The following is an 18,386-nucleotide window of genomic DNA, read 5'->3' on the forward strand; positions in this document are numbered from 1 at the left end:
ACCAGGCCGGATCACCCGAGCGTAGTGGACTGGGCCCGCTCGGTCGACGCACGCCCCGCCGCACCTGTGGACGGGGTGCGCGCCAGCGTGAAGCGCACGGTCGTCCCGCCGCCCGGCGTCGGCTCGATCCAGACCCGGCCCCCGTGGTGCTCCGCGATCCGCTTGACCAGGGCCAGGCCGATCCCCGTGCCGGGATAGTCCTCCCGGCCGTGGAGGCGCTGGAAGATCACGAAGACCCGCTCGGTGTAGCGCGGGTCGATGCCGATGCCGTTGTCCACCACGGAGATCTCCCAGTGGGCGCGCATCGCCCGCGCGTCGACGTGGACCTCGGGCCGGCGGTCCGGGTGGCGGAACTTCACGGCGTTGCTCACGAGGTTGGTGACGAGCTGGCTCAGCAGCGCACGCTCGCCGTGGAGCACCGGCAGCCGCCCGTGGGTCACGACGGCGCCGCTGTCGCGGATCATCTCGTCGAGGTCGGCGACCGACGCCGTCAGCAGCTCCTCCAGCGGGACGTCGGTCCGGGCGCCCGTGACCCGGCCCACCCGCGAGAACGCCAGCAGGTCCTGGATGAGCTGCTGCATCCGCTTGGCGCCGTCGACGGCGTAGTCGATGTACAGGTCGGCCGTCTCGTCGAGCTGCCCGCCGTACCGCTTGCGCAGCAGCTGCGTGAAGCTGGCGACCTTGCGCAGCGGCTCCTGGAGGTCGTGCGACGCGACGTACGCGAACTGCTCCAGGTCGCGGTTCGACCGCCCCAGCTCCTCCGTCTGGAGGCTGAGGCGGCGGTGGGCGTCCTCGATCTCCTGGTGCGAGAGCCGGATCTCGTCGACCTGGTGCACCAGCTCGCGACGCATGGTCTCCACGTGCGCGGCGAGCACCGCCACCTCGCCCACCCCCACGTCGGGGTGGATCTCCCGCTCCAGCACCCCGCCGCTGACCACCCGGACCGACGCCGACAGCAGCTGCAGCGGCTTGATCACCCAGGTCTCCAGCGCCAGCCACATGAGCGTGCCCATGAGGACCACCACGAGCACCAGCGTGACGACGGACCCCAGCAGCAGCTGGTTCCACTGGTCCTGCGTGGCGAGCGCCGCCTCGCGCCGGGCCTTCACCTCGTCCAGGTACTCGGCCACGTCGCGCTGCGCCTGCCGCAGGAACAGCTCGGCGCGCACGGGTGCCGGCGCGAGCACCGCGGCCCGCTCGGGGCAGGACGGCCCTCCGCGGGCCGCCTCCTGCCGGGCGGTCGCGACGGCGTCGACCGACGCCTTGCCGACCGTACCGACCCACAGGTCGACGCTCTCCGCAGCGGGCCGGTACCGGAGGTGGACCTCCGGGTTCTCCTCCCGCTCGAGGGCCGCCAGGGTATGGGCGTCCAGGAGGTCGAGCCCGGCCGGGCCGGTCCCCTCGTCGCCCGGGTCACCGGCGAGGGCCCGCTGGTACTGGCCCAGAGCCGCAGGGTCGCAGGTCGCGACGTAGGCCCGGACGGCGGCGTCGGCGTCGCGGAGGGCGATCGTGGCGTTGTCGCCCTGGACGATGGCGTCGTAGTAGGTGCCCTCCACGCGGTGGCCGAGGCTCCGCGCCTGGGTGAGGGCGAGCAGCGCCACCGTCAGCGCCAGGGCGAGCATCGCGGCGATCGCACCGAGCAGGCGGGCGAGCCGTCGCCGCATGGAGACCCCGTCAGCGGTGCGCTCCCACGGCTCGGAGAGCACCGTCATAGGCGCGACCACTCCACGGAGTCGGCCAGGGTGGAGGTCCGTTCGCCGCGGGCGGTGGCACCGTGGCCGGCCCAGCCGACGAACAGCAGCGCGGCGTCGTCGACCAGCGGGCCTCCGTGCAGCGCGCGGACGCGGCGGAGCACCCGGTTGACGATCTCGTCCGTGCCCCGGGCGAGCTCCTCCGCGACGACGGCGCGCAGGCCGGGCGCCCCCAGGCGGCGGTGCCGAGGAAGGCCGGCGGCGCTCTCCACGACGGTCCCGTCGACCACCGACGCCTCGACCAGCCCGTCGGTGTACAGGACGGCGGTCCACGGCTCGGTGAGGTCGACGCGGCGCGGGCGCCAGGTTCCGCGCACGGGGATGCCGAGGGCCCGCCCGCGGTCGGCGGGCGAGATCTCCTCGCACCGCAGGGCGTCGCCGGTGCCGGTGACGAGGAGCGGCGGCAGGTGGCCCGCGAGGTAGACGTCCATCGCGCCCCGGTCGGGTGTGACGACCACCTGGCAGATGGTGACGAAGACCTCGGGACGCCCCCGCTCGGGCAGGAGGACGCGTTCCATGAGCGGCAGCACGTCGTCCGGGTCCGCGCCCGACAGGACGAGCGTGCGCCAGGCGGTGCGCATGGCCGCGCCGAGCGCGGCCTCGTCGGGCCCGTGCCCGGCGACGTCCCCGATCACCGTGAACAGGGTGCCGTCCTCGCGCTCGACGGTGTCGAAGAAGTCGCCGCCGAGCAGCCCGTTCCCGCCGGGCAGGTAGCCCACGCGGACGGAGACCTTCTCGTCGCGGACCAGCTCCTTGGGCAGGAGCGCCCGCTCGAGACGGGTCGTCTCCGCCGCGCGCACCTCGCTGCGGTACAGCGCGAGCTGCTGGGCGGCGGACCGGCGCCGCAGGATCGCGTAGCGCAGGGACCGGGCCAGCATAGGGCCGTCCGTCTCGGCCTTGACGAGGTAGTCGTCCGCGCCCGCCGCCACCGCGCGCACGCCGAGGTGGTCGCCGGTCTGACCGGTGAGGACCACGATCGCGGGCGGCACGTGGAGCGCCTCGATCTGGGCGGCGACCCGCTCGACGGCTCCCAGACCCTCCGCGTCGGGCAGCCCGAGGTCGAGCAGGAGGCAGTCGACCTGGACGAGCGACAGGACCGCGAGCGCCTCGTCGAGGCTCCGCACCCGCTGCACCGCGGCCTCGACCTCGGCGTCCTTGAGCAGCTCGCCGACGAGCAGCGCGTCCGCGTCGTCGTCCTCGACGAGCAGGATCGTCAAGGGCTCGCCGAGCGGCGCGTCGTGCGTGGGTCCGAGGCCGTCGTCGGACCTCGCAGGGGTTGCCCCGCCGCTCACCATGGCGGCGATCCTAGCCGCGTCCTGACCGGCTGTCAGTGTGCCCGCGCCGGTGCGCCGGGAGGCACGCGACGCTGCGCCGATGGGCAATAATGGACGGCCGGTCGTCAGGCCGGAAGCGGTCGCCGCCACCAGGGGGCGATCGTCGAACAGTACGGAGGTGCGCGTGACGAGCATTCGAGACGAGCTGGAGCGCGAGCAGGCCGTCGTGGACGTGCTCTACGCCCGCCTCGACGAGCTGCGGGGTACCACGCGCGGGCGTCTGCGGGAGGTCCGGCTCACGGGTGCGGTGGGCACGCCGCAGAACCGGAGCGAGCGCGACGCGTTCGCCACGCACTACGAGGACCGGGCGGCGCAGCTGGACGCCGTGGAGGACCGGCTGGCCTTCGGCCGCCTGGACCTGGCGGAGGGCGGCACCCGGTACGTGGGGCGGATCGGCCTCACGGACGCGGAGCACCGGTCGCTCCTGACCGACTGGCGTGCACCGGCCGCCGAGGCGTTCTACCGGGCCACGGCGCTGCACCCGCACGGCGTGCACCGGCGCCGGCACCTGGTCACGTCGGGCCGCACGGTCACCGGCGTGGAGGACGAGGTCCTCGACCTGTCGGCCGACGTCGACGCCACCACGCTCTCCGGCGAGGGCGCCCTGCTGGCCGCGATGGCGACGGGGCGCACGGGCCGGATGTCCGACATCGTGGCCACGATCCAGGCCGAGCAGGACCGCATCATCCGGTCGGAGCTCTCGGGCGCGCTCGTGGTCCAGGGCGGTCCCGGCACCGGCAAGACGGCCGTGGCGCTCCACCGTGCCGCGTACCTCCTGTACGCGCACCGCCGCCTGCTGGAGCGCTCCGGCGTGCTGCTGGTGGGCCCGTCCAGCTCGTTCCTGCGCTACATCGACCAGGTGCTGCCGTCGCTGGGCGAGACCGGGGTGGTGTCCTCCACCGTGGGTGACCTGCTGCCCGGGATCCGGGCTACCGCCGTGGACGAGGGGCGCGTGGCCGAGATCAAGGGCCGCCTGGCGTGGCGCGACATCGTCCGCCACGCGGTGCGTGCTCGCGAGCGCGTCCCGGAGCGGGACCTGACGGTCCGGGTCGAGGGGCACGACTTCGTGGTCCGGCGCCGTGACGTGCGCGACGCCATCGGGCACGCGCGCCGCGCCCACAAGCCGCACAACGCGGCCCGTGCCACGTTCGTGCGCGACATGCTGGGCCGCCTCGCGAACCAGTACCGCGACATGCTGGGTGAGCAGCTGGCCGCCGAGGACCGTGCCGCGGTGATGGAGGACCTCCGGTCGCACCGCGACATCCGGGTGGCCCTCAACCTCGCCTGGTTCCCGATCACGCCCGAGAAGCTCGTCGAGGACCTCTTCGCCAAGCCGCACCGCCTCGCCGAGGCCGCTCCGGAGATGTCGCGCCGGGACCGGGAGCTGCTGTTCCGCGAGCCCGGTTCCCCGTGGACGGAGTCGGACGTGCCGATCCTCGACGAGGCGGCGGAGCTGCTAGGTGAGGACGACTCGATCGCGCAGGCGGAGGCCCGCGCCCGGGACGCCGAGCGCGCCCAGGAGCTCGAGTACGCGCGGACGGTGCTGGAGAACAGCGGCGCCGGGGGCGGCCTGGTCGACGCCGAGACGCTCGCCTCCCGGTTTGCCGCCACCGGGCCGCGCCTGACGACGGCCGAGCGAGCCGCCGCCGACCGCACCTGGACCTACGGCCACGTGGTGGTCGACGAGGCGCAGGAGCTGTCCCCCATGGCCTGGCACATGCTGGTGCGGCGTGTCCCCACCCGGTCGCTCACCATCGTGGGCGACGTGGCGCAGACGTCGTCGGCTGCGGGCGCCCGCTCGTGGCCCGCCCAGCTCGACCCGGTGCTGCGCAGCGGGGGCTGGCGCCTCGCCGAGCTCACGATCTCGTACCGCACGCCCGCCGGCATCGCCGACACCGCGCAGCGCGTCGCGACCGCGGCGGGCCTCCCCGTGTCGCGCCTGCGCGCGGCCCGTGACGTGCCGGGCTCGCTCGTGGTGGTCCGGTCCCGGTCCGGGAGCACGGCCCGCCCCGCGGTGGCCGACGACGCCGTGGTCGCCGAGGCGGTCGCCCTCGCCAAGGAGTTCGTGGGCGCCGAGGCGGGTCGCGTGGCGGTCGTGGCGGTCGCGCACCGGGCCGCGGCCCTGACCGCCGCGCTCGCCGAGGCGCTGCCCTCGGCCCTGGGCGCCGACGAGGCGGCCCGCCTCGCCCGGCAGCGCCCCGAGGACGCGCAGGTCACGGTGGTGACGCCACGCGAGACCAAGGGCCTGGAGTACGACGCCGTCGTGCTCGTGGAGCCCGCCGAGATCGCCGAGGGACCCGGCGGCACGTCGGACCTCTACGTGGCGATGACGCGTCCCACGCAGCGCCTCGTGGTCACGCACTCGAGGGATCTGCCCGAGGGTTTTTCCACCGAAGTGTGAGCCGTGCCGTCCCAGCAGGCGGACGGACGGCGTAACGCGTTTGTCACATCCTCCGGCGGGGGCGCACCATGGTGCTCGTGCAGCGCGCCCTCCTCCTCGAGAACGTCCATCCCCTCGCCGTCTCGATCCTGCAGTCCGCAGGGTTCGAGGTCGAGACCCGCAAGGGTGCTCTCGACGAGTCCGAGCTGATCGAGGCGCTGCAGGGCGTGTCCGTCCTCGGCATCCGGTCCAAGACGAACGTGACCGAGCGGGTGCTCCGTGAGGCCCCGCAGCTGGAGGCCATCGGCGCGTTCTGCATCGGCACCAACCAGATCGACCTGAAGGCGGCAGCGGCCCGCGGGGTCGTCGTCTTCAACGCCCCGTTCCAGAACACGCGGTCGGTCGTGGAGCTCGCCCTCGCCGAGATCATCGCGCTGACGCGCCGCCTCACCGAGAAGGACCGCATGCTGCACGACGGCGTGTGGGACAAGTCGGCGAACGGCGCGCACGAGGTGCGCGGCCGCACGCTCGGCATCGTGGGCTACGGCAACATCGGCACCCAGCTGTCGATCGTCGCGGAGAACCTCGGCATGCGCGTCGTCTTCTACGACACCGCGGAGAAGCTGGCCCTCAGCAACGCCCACCGCATGGACACGCTCGACGAGCTGCTCGAGACCGCCGACGTGGTGACGCTGCACGTGGACGGCCGGTCGGGCAACGCGGGCATGTTCGGCGCCAAGCAGTTCGCCCGCATGCGCGAGGGCTCGATCTTCCTCAACCTGTCGCGCGGGTTCGTCGTCGACTACGCCGCCCTGCGCGAGTCGATCATCAGCGGCCACATCGCCGGTGCCGCCGTCGACGTCTTCCCCCACGAGCCCAAGACCAAGGGCGACGCGTTCGAGTCCGACCTGCGCGGTCTGCCCAACGTGATCCTCACGCCGCACATCGGCGGTTCCACGGAGGAGGCCCAGGAGGCGATCGGCCGGTTCGTGGCCGGCAAGCTGCGCGACTACACGCTGAGCGGCTCCACCGAGCTCAGCGTCAACGTGCCCAACCTCCAGCTCGCGCCCTCCGGCGTGGGCCGCGTCGCGCTCCTGCACCGCAACGTGCCCGGGGTGCTGGCGGAGGTCAACCGGATCCTCGCCGACCACGGCGCCAACATCGAGGGGCAGCTGCTCGCCACGCGCGGCGAGATCGGCTACGTGGTCACGGACATCTCGGCGGTCACCGAGCGGGGCGCGTCCAAGAAGCTGGGCCGCATGGAGACGACCATCCGCCTGCGGCTGCTCGACGACCTCGAGCATGAGGAGCTCCCGCCGGGACCGGCCGTCCCGGCCTGACCGTCTCCCCCGCCCGCGCTCCCGCTGCGGGTACGCGAAGGTCGCCCCTCCCGCCGGAGGGGCGACCCTTCGCGTACCCGGAGCGACGGGCGTCATTCCTGCCGCGGCCAGCGGTGCCGCAGCAGGATGAGGCCCAGGCCGGCAAGGACGAGAGCCAGCGCCGTGGGCGCCGCCCACTGGCCGGAGTACCCGGTCTCGGGCAGGGGGCCCGACGCCGCCACGACGCGGGGCCGGTCGGCCGGCGGCGCCTGCGGGCCGTCACCAGCGGGCCGCGGCTGCTCGCCGCCGGGTGGCGCGCCTGGTCCCGGACCCTGAGGCGGGTCGGTCGGTGCAGGGCCGGGCGGGTCGGTCGGCTGAGGATCCGGCGGGTCGCTGGGCCCGGGATCGGGCGTCTGGGCGACGGGCGCTCCGCCGAGCCAGGCCATGCTCTCGACCGGTTCCGCGAACGTGCCGACCGCGTCGCCCGTCTGGGCGGCGAGAGGCACGCGGACCGCGTCGTGCGCCGACGCCCGTACGGTCGTCGGCAGCGTCGGGTGCTCCGTGGCGAACTGATCCGCCGGCATCGGGTCCCGCGGTGTGTCCGGAAGCGTGATGCCCCCGGCGATGTCGAGCCAGTACTCCATCTCGCCGTGCGTCCACTCGTACCGGAACAGCGGCGTGCTCATCTGCTCCAGATAGGTGTCGAAGATGTCCTGCGGGTCCCACGCCGTGCGCGCAGGCCATCGCGACACGTCTCCGGAGCCGATCACGTCGTGGAAGGCACCGGGCCGTTCGGCGTCACGCTCCTTCAGCCACTGCGCGGCCACCCGCGAGGTGTAGACGCGACGGAGGTCTGCGTACTCCGGTCCGGTGCTGACCGCCTCTTCGAGCAGCGGGGCGAACGTGTCGGCGATCCGCTGGGTGTTGCGGTCCACGATGTCCTGAGGCGCGCCGGCGCACAGGTCCTCCCCCGGCGGCCGCCAGTCGATCTCGAACGGCTCGTACTTCGCCGCGAGCGGTGCGTCGAGGATGTAGAGCTGGTCGCCGTCCTCACGGACCGTGGCGGGCTTGGGCTCGACCCACATCCGGTACGACCCGTGACAGATCAGACCTTCCTCCGTGCGCTCCATCCCGTCCCAGAACGCCCGCCCGTGGTCCGTCTCCGGGTCCATGTAGCGGTTCTGCGTCTCCTTGAAGCGCAGGTCCGCCTCGAGCAGGACCCGCCCGGCGTCGGTGGTGGCGAGCTCCTCGTCGATGATGGTCTCCGGCGTGTCCGGGTTGAGGTTGACCCAGAACTGGCTCGGGTCCAGCGCCAGCCAGGTGAACAGCGCGTCGGAGGAGAGGTCGAGCGCTGCCTCACCCCCGAACGACGGCTCCGCCTCACCCTCGTCGGGAAGCTCGGCGGCCGAGAACGCGTACCCGAAGTCCTTGGTCTGCGGGTCGTCGGCGACGTACCGCAGCTCCAGCGACGTCCAGTCGATGCCCCCGGGTCGCTGAGGACCGAAACCCTGCCGCCGGTGGTCCCGCGCGAAGTCCTCCGCCAGGCGCCTGGCCTCGCGCGCCTCCGCCGCTGTCCGGCCGGAACGGGTGGCCACGTCCTTCGCCGCGCCGCCCGTCGGCCGCTTCGGGTCCGGGTTCATCGACTTGTTGTCCGGGTCCTTCGGCGGGTTCTTCAGCACCGCCGCGGACTCCAGCACGACGTACTGGACGCCGTAGGCCTTCATCAGACTGATCTGGCCCGGGAGCGGAGCCTGGCTGAAGACGTAGTACACCTTCCAGCCCTTGCCCGAGCTCATGAGGGCCTTGTCCGCCTGGAGCTGCTCGAGCTTGAGGGGCGAGCCGCCCGACTTCAGCTCGAACGCAAGCTTCTTGGCCCGGTTCACCGAGTCGTAGCGGCGCTCGGTGCCGAGCTTCTCCTCGTCCCAGAGCTTGGTGTCCTCGCACATCCAGTCCGGTCCGCCGAGCTTGAGCTTGCGGCCGACGTTGCGGTGGAACCCGTCGCCACGGGCGTCGTTCGACATGTTCGGGATGTAGGTGTTGCGCCACCTCTCCCAGTCCCAGTCGCCCTCGTACACCTTCCACCGGCGGAGCATGTGCTCCTCGGTGCCCGGAGTGAACAGCTTGTAGTCGCCTTCGAGCGCGTCGAGCTCCGCCTGCGTGGGCGGTTCCCTGTCACGCAGCGACTCGGCAACGTTCTGGTACTCGTAGTCGGGGATCTTCTGGCTGACGGGGAAGTCCTTGTGGCCGGGCAGCTCGTGGTCCTCCGCGATGCCCTCGATCCCGTCGATCAGCTCCGTGCACAGCACGTCGAAGCGCGGCGCACCCTGGACGTCGTCGCCAGGTATGAGCACAACCGAGGCCGTGAGGACCAGGCAGGCCACGAGCCACGCCGGCCAGCGGCCCCTGCTCAACCGCCTCAGCGCGCGTCCCGAGTCCTCGGCTGTGCTGTCCATAGCGGGCCCCCTCGACCACCGGCGGAGCAAACCCCTACAGGTTCACCCAAATGCCACATCCAGGTCAAGGATTCACCCATATGGATGCTTTACACCCGCCAGCAGGGAAGCCAGAGGCCGCCGACCCGGCTTTCACCAGGTCGGCGGCCTCTGTACCGAAGGCTCAGCCGGACTTGCGGCGGAACATCTTCTGCACCGGTCCGGCGGTCTCGGACGCGTGCACGGAGCCCGTGTTCGCATCGCCGTCGGACGTGCGGTGGCTCGCCGCGTTCTTGCGGTCCAGCGCCGCCTTGAACTTGGCCTTCATGTCCTCGCTCGGCGTGGTGGGGCGACCTTCCGCGGCCGCGTCCTCGGCAGCCGTACCGGCCGCCCTCTCCTCGCCGGCAGCTCCGTCGACTGACGTCATGCCGAACACCTCCTCAACTCGGGGGGTCCCTCGGCGCGGGCCCGTCCGCTGACCAGCGTGCCCCACGGGACGCGCCCGCGCCAACGAATATCCGCAGGCACCCAGCGCCATGATCCGCGACTCAGGCGGTTCCCGCCGGCACGTCGTCCGTCGCAGCGGGCTCACCGGTGCGAGCCTCCCGCTCCGCCCGGAGCGACGTGATCGCGCTCTCGAAGTCTTCCAGCGAGTCGAACGCCTGGTACACGCTCGCGAACCTCAGGTAGGCCACGACGTCGAGCTCGCGCAGCGGCCCCAGGATCGCCAGCCCGATCTCGTACGCGTCGATCTCGGCACTGCCGTTGCTGCGCAGCGTCTCCTCGACCCGCTGGGCGAGCAGGGCGAGGTCGTCCTCGCTCACCGGCCGCCCCTGGCAGGCTTTGCGCACCCCGGCCATGATCTTGTCGCGGCTGAAGGGCTCCGTCGCCCCGGAGCGCTTGACCACGGACAGGCTGGCGGTCTCGATGGTGGTGAACCGGCGGTTGCAGCTGGGGCACTGGCGACGTCGGCGGATGGACGCGCCGTCGTCCGCGGTCCGCGAGTCCACCACGCGCGAGTCCGCATGGCGGCAGAACGGACAGTGCATCGCTTCACTCCTGCGGGGTCGGGTCATCGACCGGGTGCACCCCGGTCGCGCCTTGACCGTAAGCGGGCAAACCACCCCCGTGCAACATCGACGCAACATATCGGCTGGTCGCCCGCCACCGTGTGACTCATTCCACCGGCAGGAGGAGCACCTGACCGACGCGGAGCGTGGCGTCGTCCAGGTCGTTGAGGTCCTGGATCCGCGCGACCGCCGAGCGGACATCCTCGCCGGGAGCGGTGAGCGCGGCGGCGTAGTCCCAGAGCGACTCGCCCGGCTGGACGGCGTGCACCTGAACCTCGACGCCAGGTTCCGCGGAGCTGGCCACCGCCGTGGCGCCCCAGGTGGCAGCCGGGGCGAGGAGGAGCGCCGCGAGCAGCACCAGGACCGCACGACCGCGACGGGTCAGCCGCAGGCCGTCGAGCCCGAGCCGGGTCGCGAGCCCTTGCGCAGCCGGCGCGGTCTCGGGAGCCGGAGCCGGCACCGGAGCCGGCGTCGGCACGGGCCGCACAGCGGAGGGCCGCTCACCGGCGCGGTGCACGACCCGAGGCCGCTGCCGCGGGGCCTCCGCGGCCGGCGGGACGAGGTACAGGTGCCGCTCGCCCCGGTGCGGACGCACCTTCGCGGTGCTCCGGGCCGGGCTCATGGTCGTCGCCCCCATGACTTCCTCCATCGTGGATCGAACTGACGTGCGTAGAACGCTTGTTCGTCGAACGCTCGTACCATTGTGTAGCACGACCGACCGCCCGTGTCGAGACACGCTCGAACATTCGTTTGATGGATTGCGGAGCGTGACCTAGAGTGGGAGGCGCAACGAGGTGACATATGTCGGATTGGCGACAGGTGGCACCAGGTAGGCGGCATCACATTCGGTGCGGCGTCACACGGGCGCGGCGCGGGCAGGAGGGGTTCAGTCATGACCGGACGCGACGGCAACGACGGCGGCACGGCCGTGGACGCTGCCCTGAGCAGTGTCGCCACGCTCGACAGGGAGACCCCGGCCGGGGAGGGGCTCGCCGAGGTGCGCGAGCTCGGCGCCGCGGCCGACCGGCTGACGCCGCGCCAGCGGCGTGTGCTCGAGACCATCCAGCACTCTGTCGAGACCCGGGGCTACCCGCCGACGATGCGCGAGATCGGTGAGGCGGTGGGGCTGGCGAGCCCTTCAAGCGTGAAGCACCAGCTCATGGCGCTCGAGCGCAAGGGCTTCCTCCGGCGCGACCCCAACCGCCCGCGGGCGATGGAGGTCGTGGACCCGGGCGGCTCGAACACCTCCGCCGGCACGCCGGCGCCCGCCGAGCAGCACTGGGGCGCAGCCACGGCGAGCGACGACGAGCGGCTGCCGTCGCCGTCGTACGTGCCGCTCGTCGGCCGCATCGCGGCCGGTGGCCCCATCCTGGCCGAGCAGCTGGTCGAGGACGTGTTCCCGCTCCCCCGCCAGCTCGTGGGCGACGGCGAGCTGTTCCTGCTCAAGGTGGCCGGTGACTCCATGATCGACGCCGCGATCTGCGACGGTGACTGGGTGGTGGTGCGCCGCCAGCCGGTGGCCGAGAACGGCGAGGTGGTGGCGGCCATGATCGACGGCGAGGCCACCGTCAAGACGTTCAAGAAGGCGGACGGGCACATCTGGCTGCTGCCCCACAACGCGGCGTACAGCCCCATCCCGGGCGACGACGCGCAGGTGCTGGGCCGGGTCGTGGCGGTCCTGCGCAGCCTCTGAAGGGACGGGAAGCGCCGGGGCGGTGCGACGAACGCACTGCCCCGGCGCCTTCCTCGTCCTACAGCCCGAACCGCTTCTGCACCGCCCGCATGCTCTCCGCCGACGCGCGCAGGCCGGCAAGCTCCTCGTCCGACAGCGGCACCGGAACGTTCTCCGTGACGCCCCGCCGGTCGACGAGCGACGGCACCGAGAGGCACACGTCGCTGATGCCGTAGAAGTCGTCGAGCAGCGACGACACCGGCATCACCCGGTGCTCGTCGTTGAGGACGGCCTCGATGATCCGGGTGGCCGCGAGCCCCACGGCATAGTTGGTGGCGCCCTTCCCGGCGATGATCCGGTAGGCGGAGTCCACGACGTCGCGGTGCACGTCCTCCCGGGCCTGGGCGTCGAGCGGCGACGAGCCCGCGAAGGGCGTCCACTCCAGCAGCGGCACGCCCGCGATCGTGGCCGAGCTCCACAGGGCGATCTCGGAGTCACCGTGCTCCCCCGCGATGTACGCGTGCACGTTGCCCACGGCGACGCCGCACCGCTCGGCGAGCACCACCCGCAGCCGTGAGGAGTCCAGCACCGTCCCGGACCCGAAGAGACGCTCACGGGGCAGCCCCGACATCTTGAGGGCCGCGTAGGTCACCACGTCGACGGGGTTGGTGACCATGACGTAGACGGCGTCGGGTGCCACCTCGACCAGCCCGGGCAGGATCTTGCGCGTGAGCGCGATCGTCGCCTCGGCCAGGTCGAGCCGCGTCTGGCCGGGCTTCTGCTTGGCCCCCGCGGTCACCACCACCACGTCGGCGCCCTCGCACACCGCGACGTCGTCGGACCCGATCACCTCCGCCTGGGGCGTGAACATGAGGCCCTGCCGGAGGTCGAGCACCTCGGCCTCGACCTTGGCCTTGTTGACGTCCATCAGCGCGATGGTCCGGGCCGAGCCGCGTGCGAGCGCCGCGTACGCCAGGGTCGAGCCCACGGCGCCCGCGCCGACGACCGCCAGCTTGGTGGTCCGGCCGGATCCGTGCGTTCCTGGGACGGCTGCGTTCAAGAGGTCCTCCTCGGACAGGTCCGGACGGTTCGCGAGGTCCCGTTCAGGCTAGGTGTCGAGCCGGGTGAGCGCAGCGCGGACCAGGGCCGGGTCGTTCGTGGGCCAGAAGCCGGGCATCGACCGCGTGAGGAACGACGCGTAGCGGGCGGTCGACAGCCGCGGGTCCAGGACGGCGACCACCCCGCGGTCGGCGGTGGTCCGGACGAGCCGTCCCGCGCCCTGCGCCAGGAGCAGCGCGGCGTGCGCCGCCGAGACGGCCATGAAGCCGTTGCCCCCCGCCTGCTCGACGGCCCGCGCGCGGGCGGCCTTGACCGGGTCGTCAGGCCGCGGGAACGGGATGCGGTCGATGAGCACGAGCTGGCACGACGGTCCCGGCACGTCGACGCCCTGCCACAGCGACAACGTCCCGAACAGGCAGGTGGCCGGGTCCTCGGCGAACTCCCGGACGAGCGTGGGGAGCTGGTCGTCGCCCTGGCACAGGATCGGGACGTCGAGCCGCTCACGCATCGCCTCCGCCGCCGCCGTGGCAGCCCGGCGGGAGGAGAAGAGCCCGAGCGTGCGGCCGCCCGCGGCCCCGACGAGCTCGGCGATCTCGTCGAGCTGCGCCTCGGTGGTGGGCTCTCGACCGGGGGCCGGCAGGTGCCGGGCGATGTAGAGGATGCCCTGCCGCGGGTAGTCGAACGGGCTCCCCACGTCCAGGCCCTTCCACCTCGGCGCGTCCGCGGCCGCCTCCCCGTCGCCCAGGGTGGCCCTGCCCAGGCCGAGCGAGCCGGCCACCGGCTCGAACGTGCCGCCGAGCGCCAGGGTGGCCGACGTGAAGACCCCCGTGGACTCCGCCAGCAGGTGCGTCCGGATCAGCCCCGAGACGTGCAGCGGGGCCGCGTGCAGCCGGGTGACACCGTCGGCGAACCCGCCCCACGCGGCGTCCGGGCGCGAGCACCACAGCACGTCGTGGCTCGTGTCCTCGGCCGCCATGCGCTCCGCCGTCTCGAAGAGCGCGAGCATGGCACCCTGGGCCATCTTGAGCCCGGGGTCACCCTGGCTGCCCGACGACGCCCCGCCCGCCTTGCCCGGTCCCGCCGCCTCGGGCTTGAGCCGGGTCAGCACCTCGCGGGCCGCGTCGCGGATGCCGCCCACGGCCGTGTGCAGAGCCTGGGGCAGACCATCGGGGAACCGTTCCGCCGGGGCGGTCACGAGGAGCGTGCCGAGGGCCTGCGCCGCCGCGTCGAGCGCCGTGGTCTCCGCTCCCCCGTGCCGCCGGGCAAGCCGGGAGGCGTGCTCCACCGACGCCATGGAGAGCTCGACGGTGGCCGCGGCCGTCACGCGGTCCACGAGCTCGTGCGCCTCGTCCACGATCACCACGTCGTGCTCCGGCAGCACGTTGGGGCTGCCCGAGACCGCGATCCCGAGCATCGCGTGGTTGGTCACCACCACGTCGGCCTCGCGGGCCGCGGCTCGCGCCCGCTCGGGGAAGCACTCGGCGAGCATGGGGCACCGCTGCCCCAAGCACTCCAGCGCCGTCACCGAGACCTGGCGCCAGGCGCGGTCCGGCACACCGGGAACCAGGTCGTCGCGGTCGCCCGTGTCGGACTCGCCGGCCCACTCGTGGAGGCGGCGCACGTGGTCGGCCAGCGTGGCGCCGTCGTCCCGCTTGCCGCGCCGCTTGGCACCGGGACCGCCCGGCCCGGCCGCCACCCCGGCGTCGGGCACCGCGGGGTGCTCCTCGCCGCCCGGAAGGTCGAAGAGCGTGGGCTCGTCCACGGGATAGCCGCCGCCCACCTTGTGCACGCACAGGTAGTTGTGCCAGCCCTTGAGGAGTGCGATGCGCGGCTCCCGCGGCAGGCGCGGCGCGACCGCACGCGCGACGAGAGGGAGGTCACGGGTGATGACCTGACGCTGGAGCGCGAGCGTGGCCGTGGACACGATGACGCGGCTCTCCGCGGCCACCGCGTGGCGCACCGCGGGCACGAGGTAGCCCAGCGACTTTCCGGTACCGGTGCCCGCCTGGACCAGCAGGTGCGTGGACGTGTCCACCGCCTCGGCGACCGCCTCCGCCATCTGGCGCTGGCCGTCGCGCGGGCTGCCACCGAGCTCTCCGACGGCCAGCTCGAGCAGCGTCGCGACGTCCGGGACGTCGCCCGCGCCGGGGGCCTGCGCAGCGGCGGGAGAGTCCTGGAGGTCGTCGAGGCTTGTCACTCGATGATCCTACGGGCGCCCACCGACACCCTCGCTGTGGGTACGCGAATGGTCGCCCCTCCGAGCGGAGAGGCGACCATTCCGTACCCACGGCGGGGCGGGTCAGGCGCGGACCGCGACCCGCTCCAGCTCGGCCGCGAGCTGGGCGTCCACCCGGCCCCGCAGCGCCGTCCCCGCGGAGACGTGCTCCTCATGGTCGATCTCGCCGCCCTCGTGCACGCGGTGCACCAGGTCGCCGCGCGAGTAGGGCACCACGAGGTCGATCTCGACGTCGGGCCGGGGCAGCGCATCGGCGATGACGCCGCGGAGCTCCGCGATGCCCTCACCGGTGTGGGCGCTGACCACCACCGTGCGCTTCTCGCGACGCTGGATGCGCCCCACGACCGCCGGGTCGGCCACGTCGGCCTTGTTCAGGACGACGACCTCGGCCACGTCGGCGATGCCCGGGATCTCGGACAGCACCTCGCGGACCGCCGCGATCTGGCTCTCCGGGTCGGGGTGCGAGGCGTCGACCACGTGCAGCAGCAGGTCGGCGTCGCCCACCTCCTCGAGCGTGGAGCGGAACGCCTCGACGAGCTGATGGGGCAGGTGCCGCACGAAGCCGACGGTGTCGGCCAGCGTGTAGACACGACCGTCCTCCGTCTGGGTGCGCCGGACCGTCGGGTCCAGCGTGGCGAACAGGGCGTTCTCCACGAGCACCCCCGCGTCCGTCAGCGCGTTGAGCAGCGAGGACTTGCCGGCGTTGGTGTAGCCGGCGATCGCCACGGCAGGGATCGCGTTGCGCTTGCGCGACAGCCGCTTGGTGTCCCGTGCAGGCTTCATCGCGTCGATCTCGCGGCGCAGCTTGGCCATCCGGTTGCGGATGCGGCGGCGGTCCAGCTCGATCTTGGTCTCACCGGGACCGCGCGACCCCATGCCCGCGCCCGCGCCACCGACCTGGCCACCGGCCTGCCGGGACATGGACTCGCCCCAGCCGCGGAGGCGCGGCAGCAGGTACTCGAGCTGGGCCAGCTCCACCTGCGCCTTGCCCTCCCGCGACTTGGCGTGCTGCGCGAAGATGTCGAGGATCAGCGCCGTGCGGTCCACGACCTTGACCTTGATCACGTCCTCCAGCGCGCGGCGCTGGGAGGGGGCCAGCTCGCCGTCGACCACCACGGTGTCGGCGCCGACCGCGAGGACCAGCTGGCCCAGCTCCGCCGCCTTGCCGGAGCCGAGGTAGGTGCTGGGGTCGGGCTTCTGGCGCCGCTGCAGCAGGCCGTCGAGCACCTGGGAGCCCGCCGTCTCGGCGAGAGCCGCGAGCTCACGGAGCGAGATCTCGGCGTCCTGGGCCGCGGCCTCGCCGCCGGCGTAGACGCCGACGAGCACCACGCGCTCGAGGCGCAGCTGCCGGTACTCGACCTCGGTGACGTCCTGGAGCTCGGTCGACAGGCCGGCCACGCGGCGCAGGGCCACGCGCTCCTCGAGGTCCAGCTGCTCGCCGTCGTGCTCCATGTGGACGGTCTCGCCGTCCGACCGAGCCGTCCCTGCCCGAGCGAGCACCCGGGCCACCACGTCGTTGGCGATCGCCTGGGCGTCGCGCAGGTCGTCGTGCGGCTCCTCGCCGAGCGGCGCGCTGGGGTTCGTCGGGGTGTGGGTCATGTACTGCCTTCCATCCAGGGGGTAATGCTTCGTACAACAAGGATCCCACGGCAGGAAGTCCCGGTGCCATGCCTTTCCTGGAGCCCGCCGTAGGATCGTCCGGTGACGGATCCGGAGACCACCGACCACTACTTCACCGCGCGGCCCGCCTCGGCGGCCGAGCTCCGCACCCTGGACGTCCGTCTCGCCGGACGCGACGTCGAGGTGGAGGTGGCGTCGGGCGTGTTCTCCCCCGGCGGGATCGACAAGGGCACCCGGGTGCTGCTCGAGGAGGTCCCCGCCCCGCCGCAGCGCGGCGACCTGCTGGACCTGGGCTGCGGCTGGGGGCCGCTCGCGCTGACCATGGCGCTGGAGTCCCCGGACGCCACGGTCTGGGCCGTCGACGTCAACGAGCGGGCCCTGGACCTGGTGCGGCGCAACGCGGAGCGGCTCGGCCTGGGCAACGTCCGCGCCGTCCTCCCGGACGACGTGCCCGACGACGTGGCGTTCGCCGGGCTCTGGTCCAACCCCCCGATCCGCATCGGCAAGGACGCGCTCCACGCCCTCCTGGAGCGCTGGCTCCCCCGCCTCGCCGACGGCGCCGAAGGGTGGCTCGTGGTGCAGAAGAACCTTGGCTCGGACTCCCTGGCCCGCTGGATCACCGAGACGCTCGGGCTCCCGGTCGAGCGCGAGGCGTCGTCGAAGGGGTTCCGGGTGCTGCGCGTCACGCGCGGCGCGTGAACCCGGGCAGCTCGCCGCCTGCCGTCCCGGCGGCGTAGCGGCGCACCCCGGACCGACGCTCCGCGAGGCGCTGCCCCGCGCGGTAGACCGCCACCTGGAGCAGCAGGACGGGCAGCACCACCAGCAGCACGGGCAGCTCGTAGACGAGCGGGATCCCGATGAGGTCGTGGAAGAGCACGAGGATCGCCGCGCCCTCGGGGTCGAACACGTAGAAGTAGTTGGCCCCCGGGTCCACCCACGCGCGCAGGGCGAGGGTCACGGGGAGCACGCACAGCGCCAGCACCACCGTGTAGCCCAGCGACAGCACCGCGTCGCGCGCCGTCGGCCGGTACAGGCCGAGCGAGGCGAGCAGCGCCGGGACCACCGCGTTGAGCGCGTGCGCCACGAAGAAGAACGTCTTCAGCGACAGGAGCGGGTGCCCCCAGTACATCGGCGCGCACGACACGAGCGCGAGCGCGCCGGCCACCGCGCCCGGGAAGAACACGACCGCCCGCAGGGGCTGCCAGTCGAACCGCACGGCCAGCGGCAGCAGGAACACCGACACGATGGTGCACAGGTGCAGCGGCAGGTTCTGGAACAGAGGGAAGTGGACGGCCGGGTCGGTCAGGTACGCGACGTGGAACGTCAGCGAGAAGCAGGCGTTTGCGAGCGCCAGGCCGAGCAGCGCGCGTCGCCGCACGTGGGCCGGCCGGTGCCGCAGCAGCAGGTGCGTGGCGAACGCGAGGGCCACCATGGCCGCCAGGAAGGCGTACCAGGTCCCGGTGAGAGGCGTCATCGTCATCTCGGGGCTCACTGTCTCGAAGCTCGACCGGTA

The 18,386-nt window shown here is 73.0% G+C and carries 14 protein-coding genes; 4 read left to right on the forward strand and 10 right to left on the reverse strand.

Annotated features, from left to right (window positions below; all coding sequences use genetic code 11):
- Window positions 1-11 precede the first annotated feature (11 nt).
- Together AC060K_RS03820 and AC060K_RS03825 are read right to left on the reverse strand one after the other, a co-directional pair.
- Complete coding sequence (locus AC060K_RS03820; protein WP_483764132.1) at window positions 12-1,712, reverse strand: sensor histidine kinase; 1,701 nt, start codon at window positions 1,710-1,712, stop codon at window positions 12-14.
- Entirely contained in the window at window positions 1,709-3,046 is a 1,338-nt protein-coding gene (locus tag AC060K_RS03825; RefSeq protein ID WP_483764133.1) for a PP2C family protein-serine/threonine phosphatase, read from the reverse strand. The genes AC060K_RS03820 and AC060K_RS03825 overlap by 4 nt, the downstream gene beginning before the upstream one ends.
- A 163-nt stretch (window positions 3,047-3,209) precedes the next feature.
- Between AC060K_RS03825 and AC060K_RS03830 the strand changes: the two genes are divergently transcribed.
- Together AC060K_RS03830 and serA are read left to right on the forward strand one after the other, a co-directional pair.
- Window positions 3,210-5,486, forward strand: a complete 2,277-nt coding sequence (locus AC060K_RS03830) for a HelD family protein (protein WP_483764134.1) — start codon at window positions 3,210-3,212, stop codon at window positions 5,484-5,486.
- Window positions 5,487-5,563: 77 nt separating this feature from the next.
- Entirely contained in the window at window positions 5,564-6,805 is a 1,242-nt protein-coding gene (serA, locus tag AC060K_RS03835; protein ID WP_483764135.1) for a phosphoglycerate dehydrogenase, read from the forward strand.
- A gap of 92 nt (window positions 6,806-6,897) precedes the next feature.
- Here the strand turns inward: serA and AC060K_RS03840 are convergent, their stop codons facing one another.
- The 4 genes from AC060K_RS03840 to AC060K_RS03855 form a co-directional block, all read right to left on the reverse strand.
- A complete protein-coding gene (locus AC060K_RS03840) occupies window positions 6,898-9,237 on the reverse strand; it encodes a hypothetical protein (protein ID WP_483764136.1) in 2,340 nt (779 codons plus the stop codon).
- 163 nt (window positions 9,238-9,400) lie between these two features.
- Window positions 9,401-9,643 carry a DUF5302 domain-containing protein gene (locus AC060K_RS03845; RefSeq protein WP_483764137.1) on the reverse strand — a complete coding sequence of 81 codons (243 nt, stop codon included), beginning with the start codon at window positions 9,641-9,643 and terminating at the stop codon, window positions 9,401-9,403.
- A gap of 121 nt (window positions 9,644-9,764) precedes the next feature.
- A complete protein-coding gene (nrdR, locus tag AC060K_RS03850; RefSeq protein WP_483764138.1) occupies window positions 9,765-10,265 on the reverse strand; it encodes a transcriptional regulator NrdR in 501 nt (166 codons plus the stop codon).
- A 127-nt stretch (window positions 10,266-10,392) separates the two neighbouring features.
- Window positions 10,393-10,923, reverse strand: a complete 531-nt coding sequence (locus AC060K_RS03855; RefSeq protein ID WP_483764139.1) for a LysM peptidoglycan-binding domain-containing protein — start codon at window positions 10,921-10,923, stop codon at window positions 10,393-10,395.
- Window positions 10,924-11,178: 255 nt separating this feature from the next.
- Between AC060K_RS03855 and lexA the strand changes: the two genes are divergently transcribed.
- Entirely contained in the window at window positions 11,179-11,979 is an 801-nt protein-coding gene (gene lexA / locus AC060K_RS03860) for a transcriptional repressor LexA (protein WP_483764140.1), read from the forward strand.
- 58 nt (window positions 11,980-12,037) lie between these two features.
- Here lexA and AC060K_RS03865 read toward each other — a convergent pair whose 3' ends face one another.
- From AC060K_RS03865 to hflX, 3 genes are all read right to left on the reverse strand, one after another.
- Window positions 12,038-13,018, reverse strand: coding sequence for an L-lactate dehydrogenase (locus AC060K_RS03865; RefSeq protein ID WP_483764141.1), 981 nt, complete (start codon window positions 13,016-13,018; stop codon window positions 12,038-12,040).
- Between the two features lie 48 nt (window positions 13,019-13,066).
- On the reverse strand, window positions 13,067-15,214 hold the full coding sequence (locus AC060K_RS03870; RefSeq protein WP_483764142.1) for an ATP-dependent DNA helicase: 2,148 nt from the start codon (window positions 15,212-15,214) through the stop codon (window positions 13,067-13,069).
- Between the two features lie 102 nt (window positions 15,215-15,316).
- Window positions 15,317-16,852, reverse strand: coding sequence for a GTPase HflX (hflX, locus tag AC060K_RS03875; RefSeq protein ID WP_483764143.1), 1,536 nt, complete (start codon window positions 16,850-16,852; stop codon window positions 15,317-15,319).
- A gap of 102 nt (window positions 16,853-16,954) precedes the next feature.
- On the opposite strand from hflX, the gene AC060K_RS03880 reads away from it, so the two are divergent.
- The gene (locus AC060K_RS03880; RefSeq protein ID WP_483764144.1) at window positions 16,955-17,572 is read left to right on the forward strand and encodes a class I SAM-dependent methyltransferase; all 618 of its coding nucleotides are present in this window, start codon (window positions 16,955-16,957) and stop codon (window positions 17,570-17,572) included.
- Here AC060K_RS03880 and AC060K_RS03885 read toward each other — a convergent pair.
- Window positions 17,556-18,353 carry a TMEM164 family acyltransferase gene (locus tag AC060K_RS03885; RefSeq protein WP_483764145.1) on the reverse strand — a complete coding sequence of 266 codons (798 nt, stop codon included), beginning with the start codon at window positions 18,351-18,353 and terminating at the stop codon, window positions 17,556-17,558. The two genes, AC060K_RS03880 and AC060K_RS03885, sit on opposite strands and share 17 nt — an antisense overlap.
- Between the last annotated feature and the right edge of the window lie 33 nt (window positions 18,354-18,386).

It is taken from the genome of Antribacter sp. NEAU-D49, from assembly GCF_057158775.1.

Bases quoted from the DNA above. Each gene is read 5' to 3' on its own strand.
- AC060K_RS03820 (WP_483764132.1), bottom strand. From the start codon at position 1,712: ATGACGGTGCTCTCCGAGCCGTGGGAGCGCACCGCTGACGGGGTCTCC.
- AC060K_RS03825 (WP_483764133.1), bottom strand. From the start codon at position 3,046: ATGGTGAGCGGCGGGGCAACCCCTGCGAGGTCCGACGACGGCCTCGGA.
- AC060K_RS03840 (WP_483764136.1), bottom strand. From the start codon at position 9,237: ATGGACAGCACAGCCGAGGACTCGGGACGCGCGCTGAGGCGGTTGAGC.
- AC060K_RS03845 (WP_483764137.1), bottom strand. From the start codon at position 9,643: ATGACGTCAGTCGACGGAGCTGCCGGCGAGGAGAGGGCGGCCGGTACG.
- nrdR (WP_483764138.1), bottom strand. From the start codon at position 10,265: ATGCACTGTCCGTTCTGCCGCCATGCGGACTCGCGCGTGGTGGACTCG.
- AC060K_RS03855 (WP_483764139.1), bottom strand. From the start codon at position 10,923: ATGGGGGCGACGACCATGAGCCCGGCCCGGAGCACCGCGAAGGTGCGT.
- lexA (WP_483764140.1), top strand. From the start codon at position 11,179: ATGACCGGACGCGACGGCAACGACGGCGGCACGGCCGTGGACGCTGCC.
- hflX (WP_483764143.1), bottom strand. From the start codon at position 16,852: ATGACCCACACCCCGACGAACCCCAGCGCGCCGCTCGGCGAGGAGCCG.
- AC060K_RS03885 (WP_483764145.1), bottom strand. From the start codon at position 18,353: ATGACGATGACGCCTCTCACCGGGACCTGGTACGCCTTCCTGGCGGCC.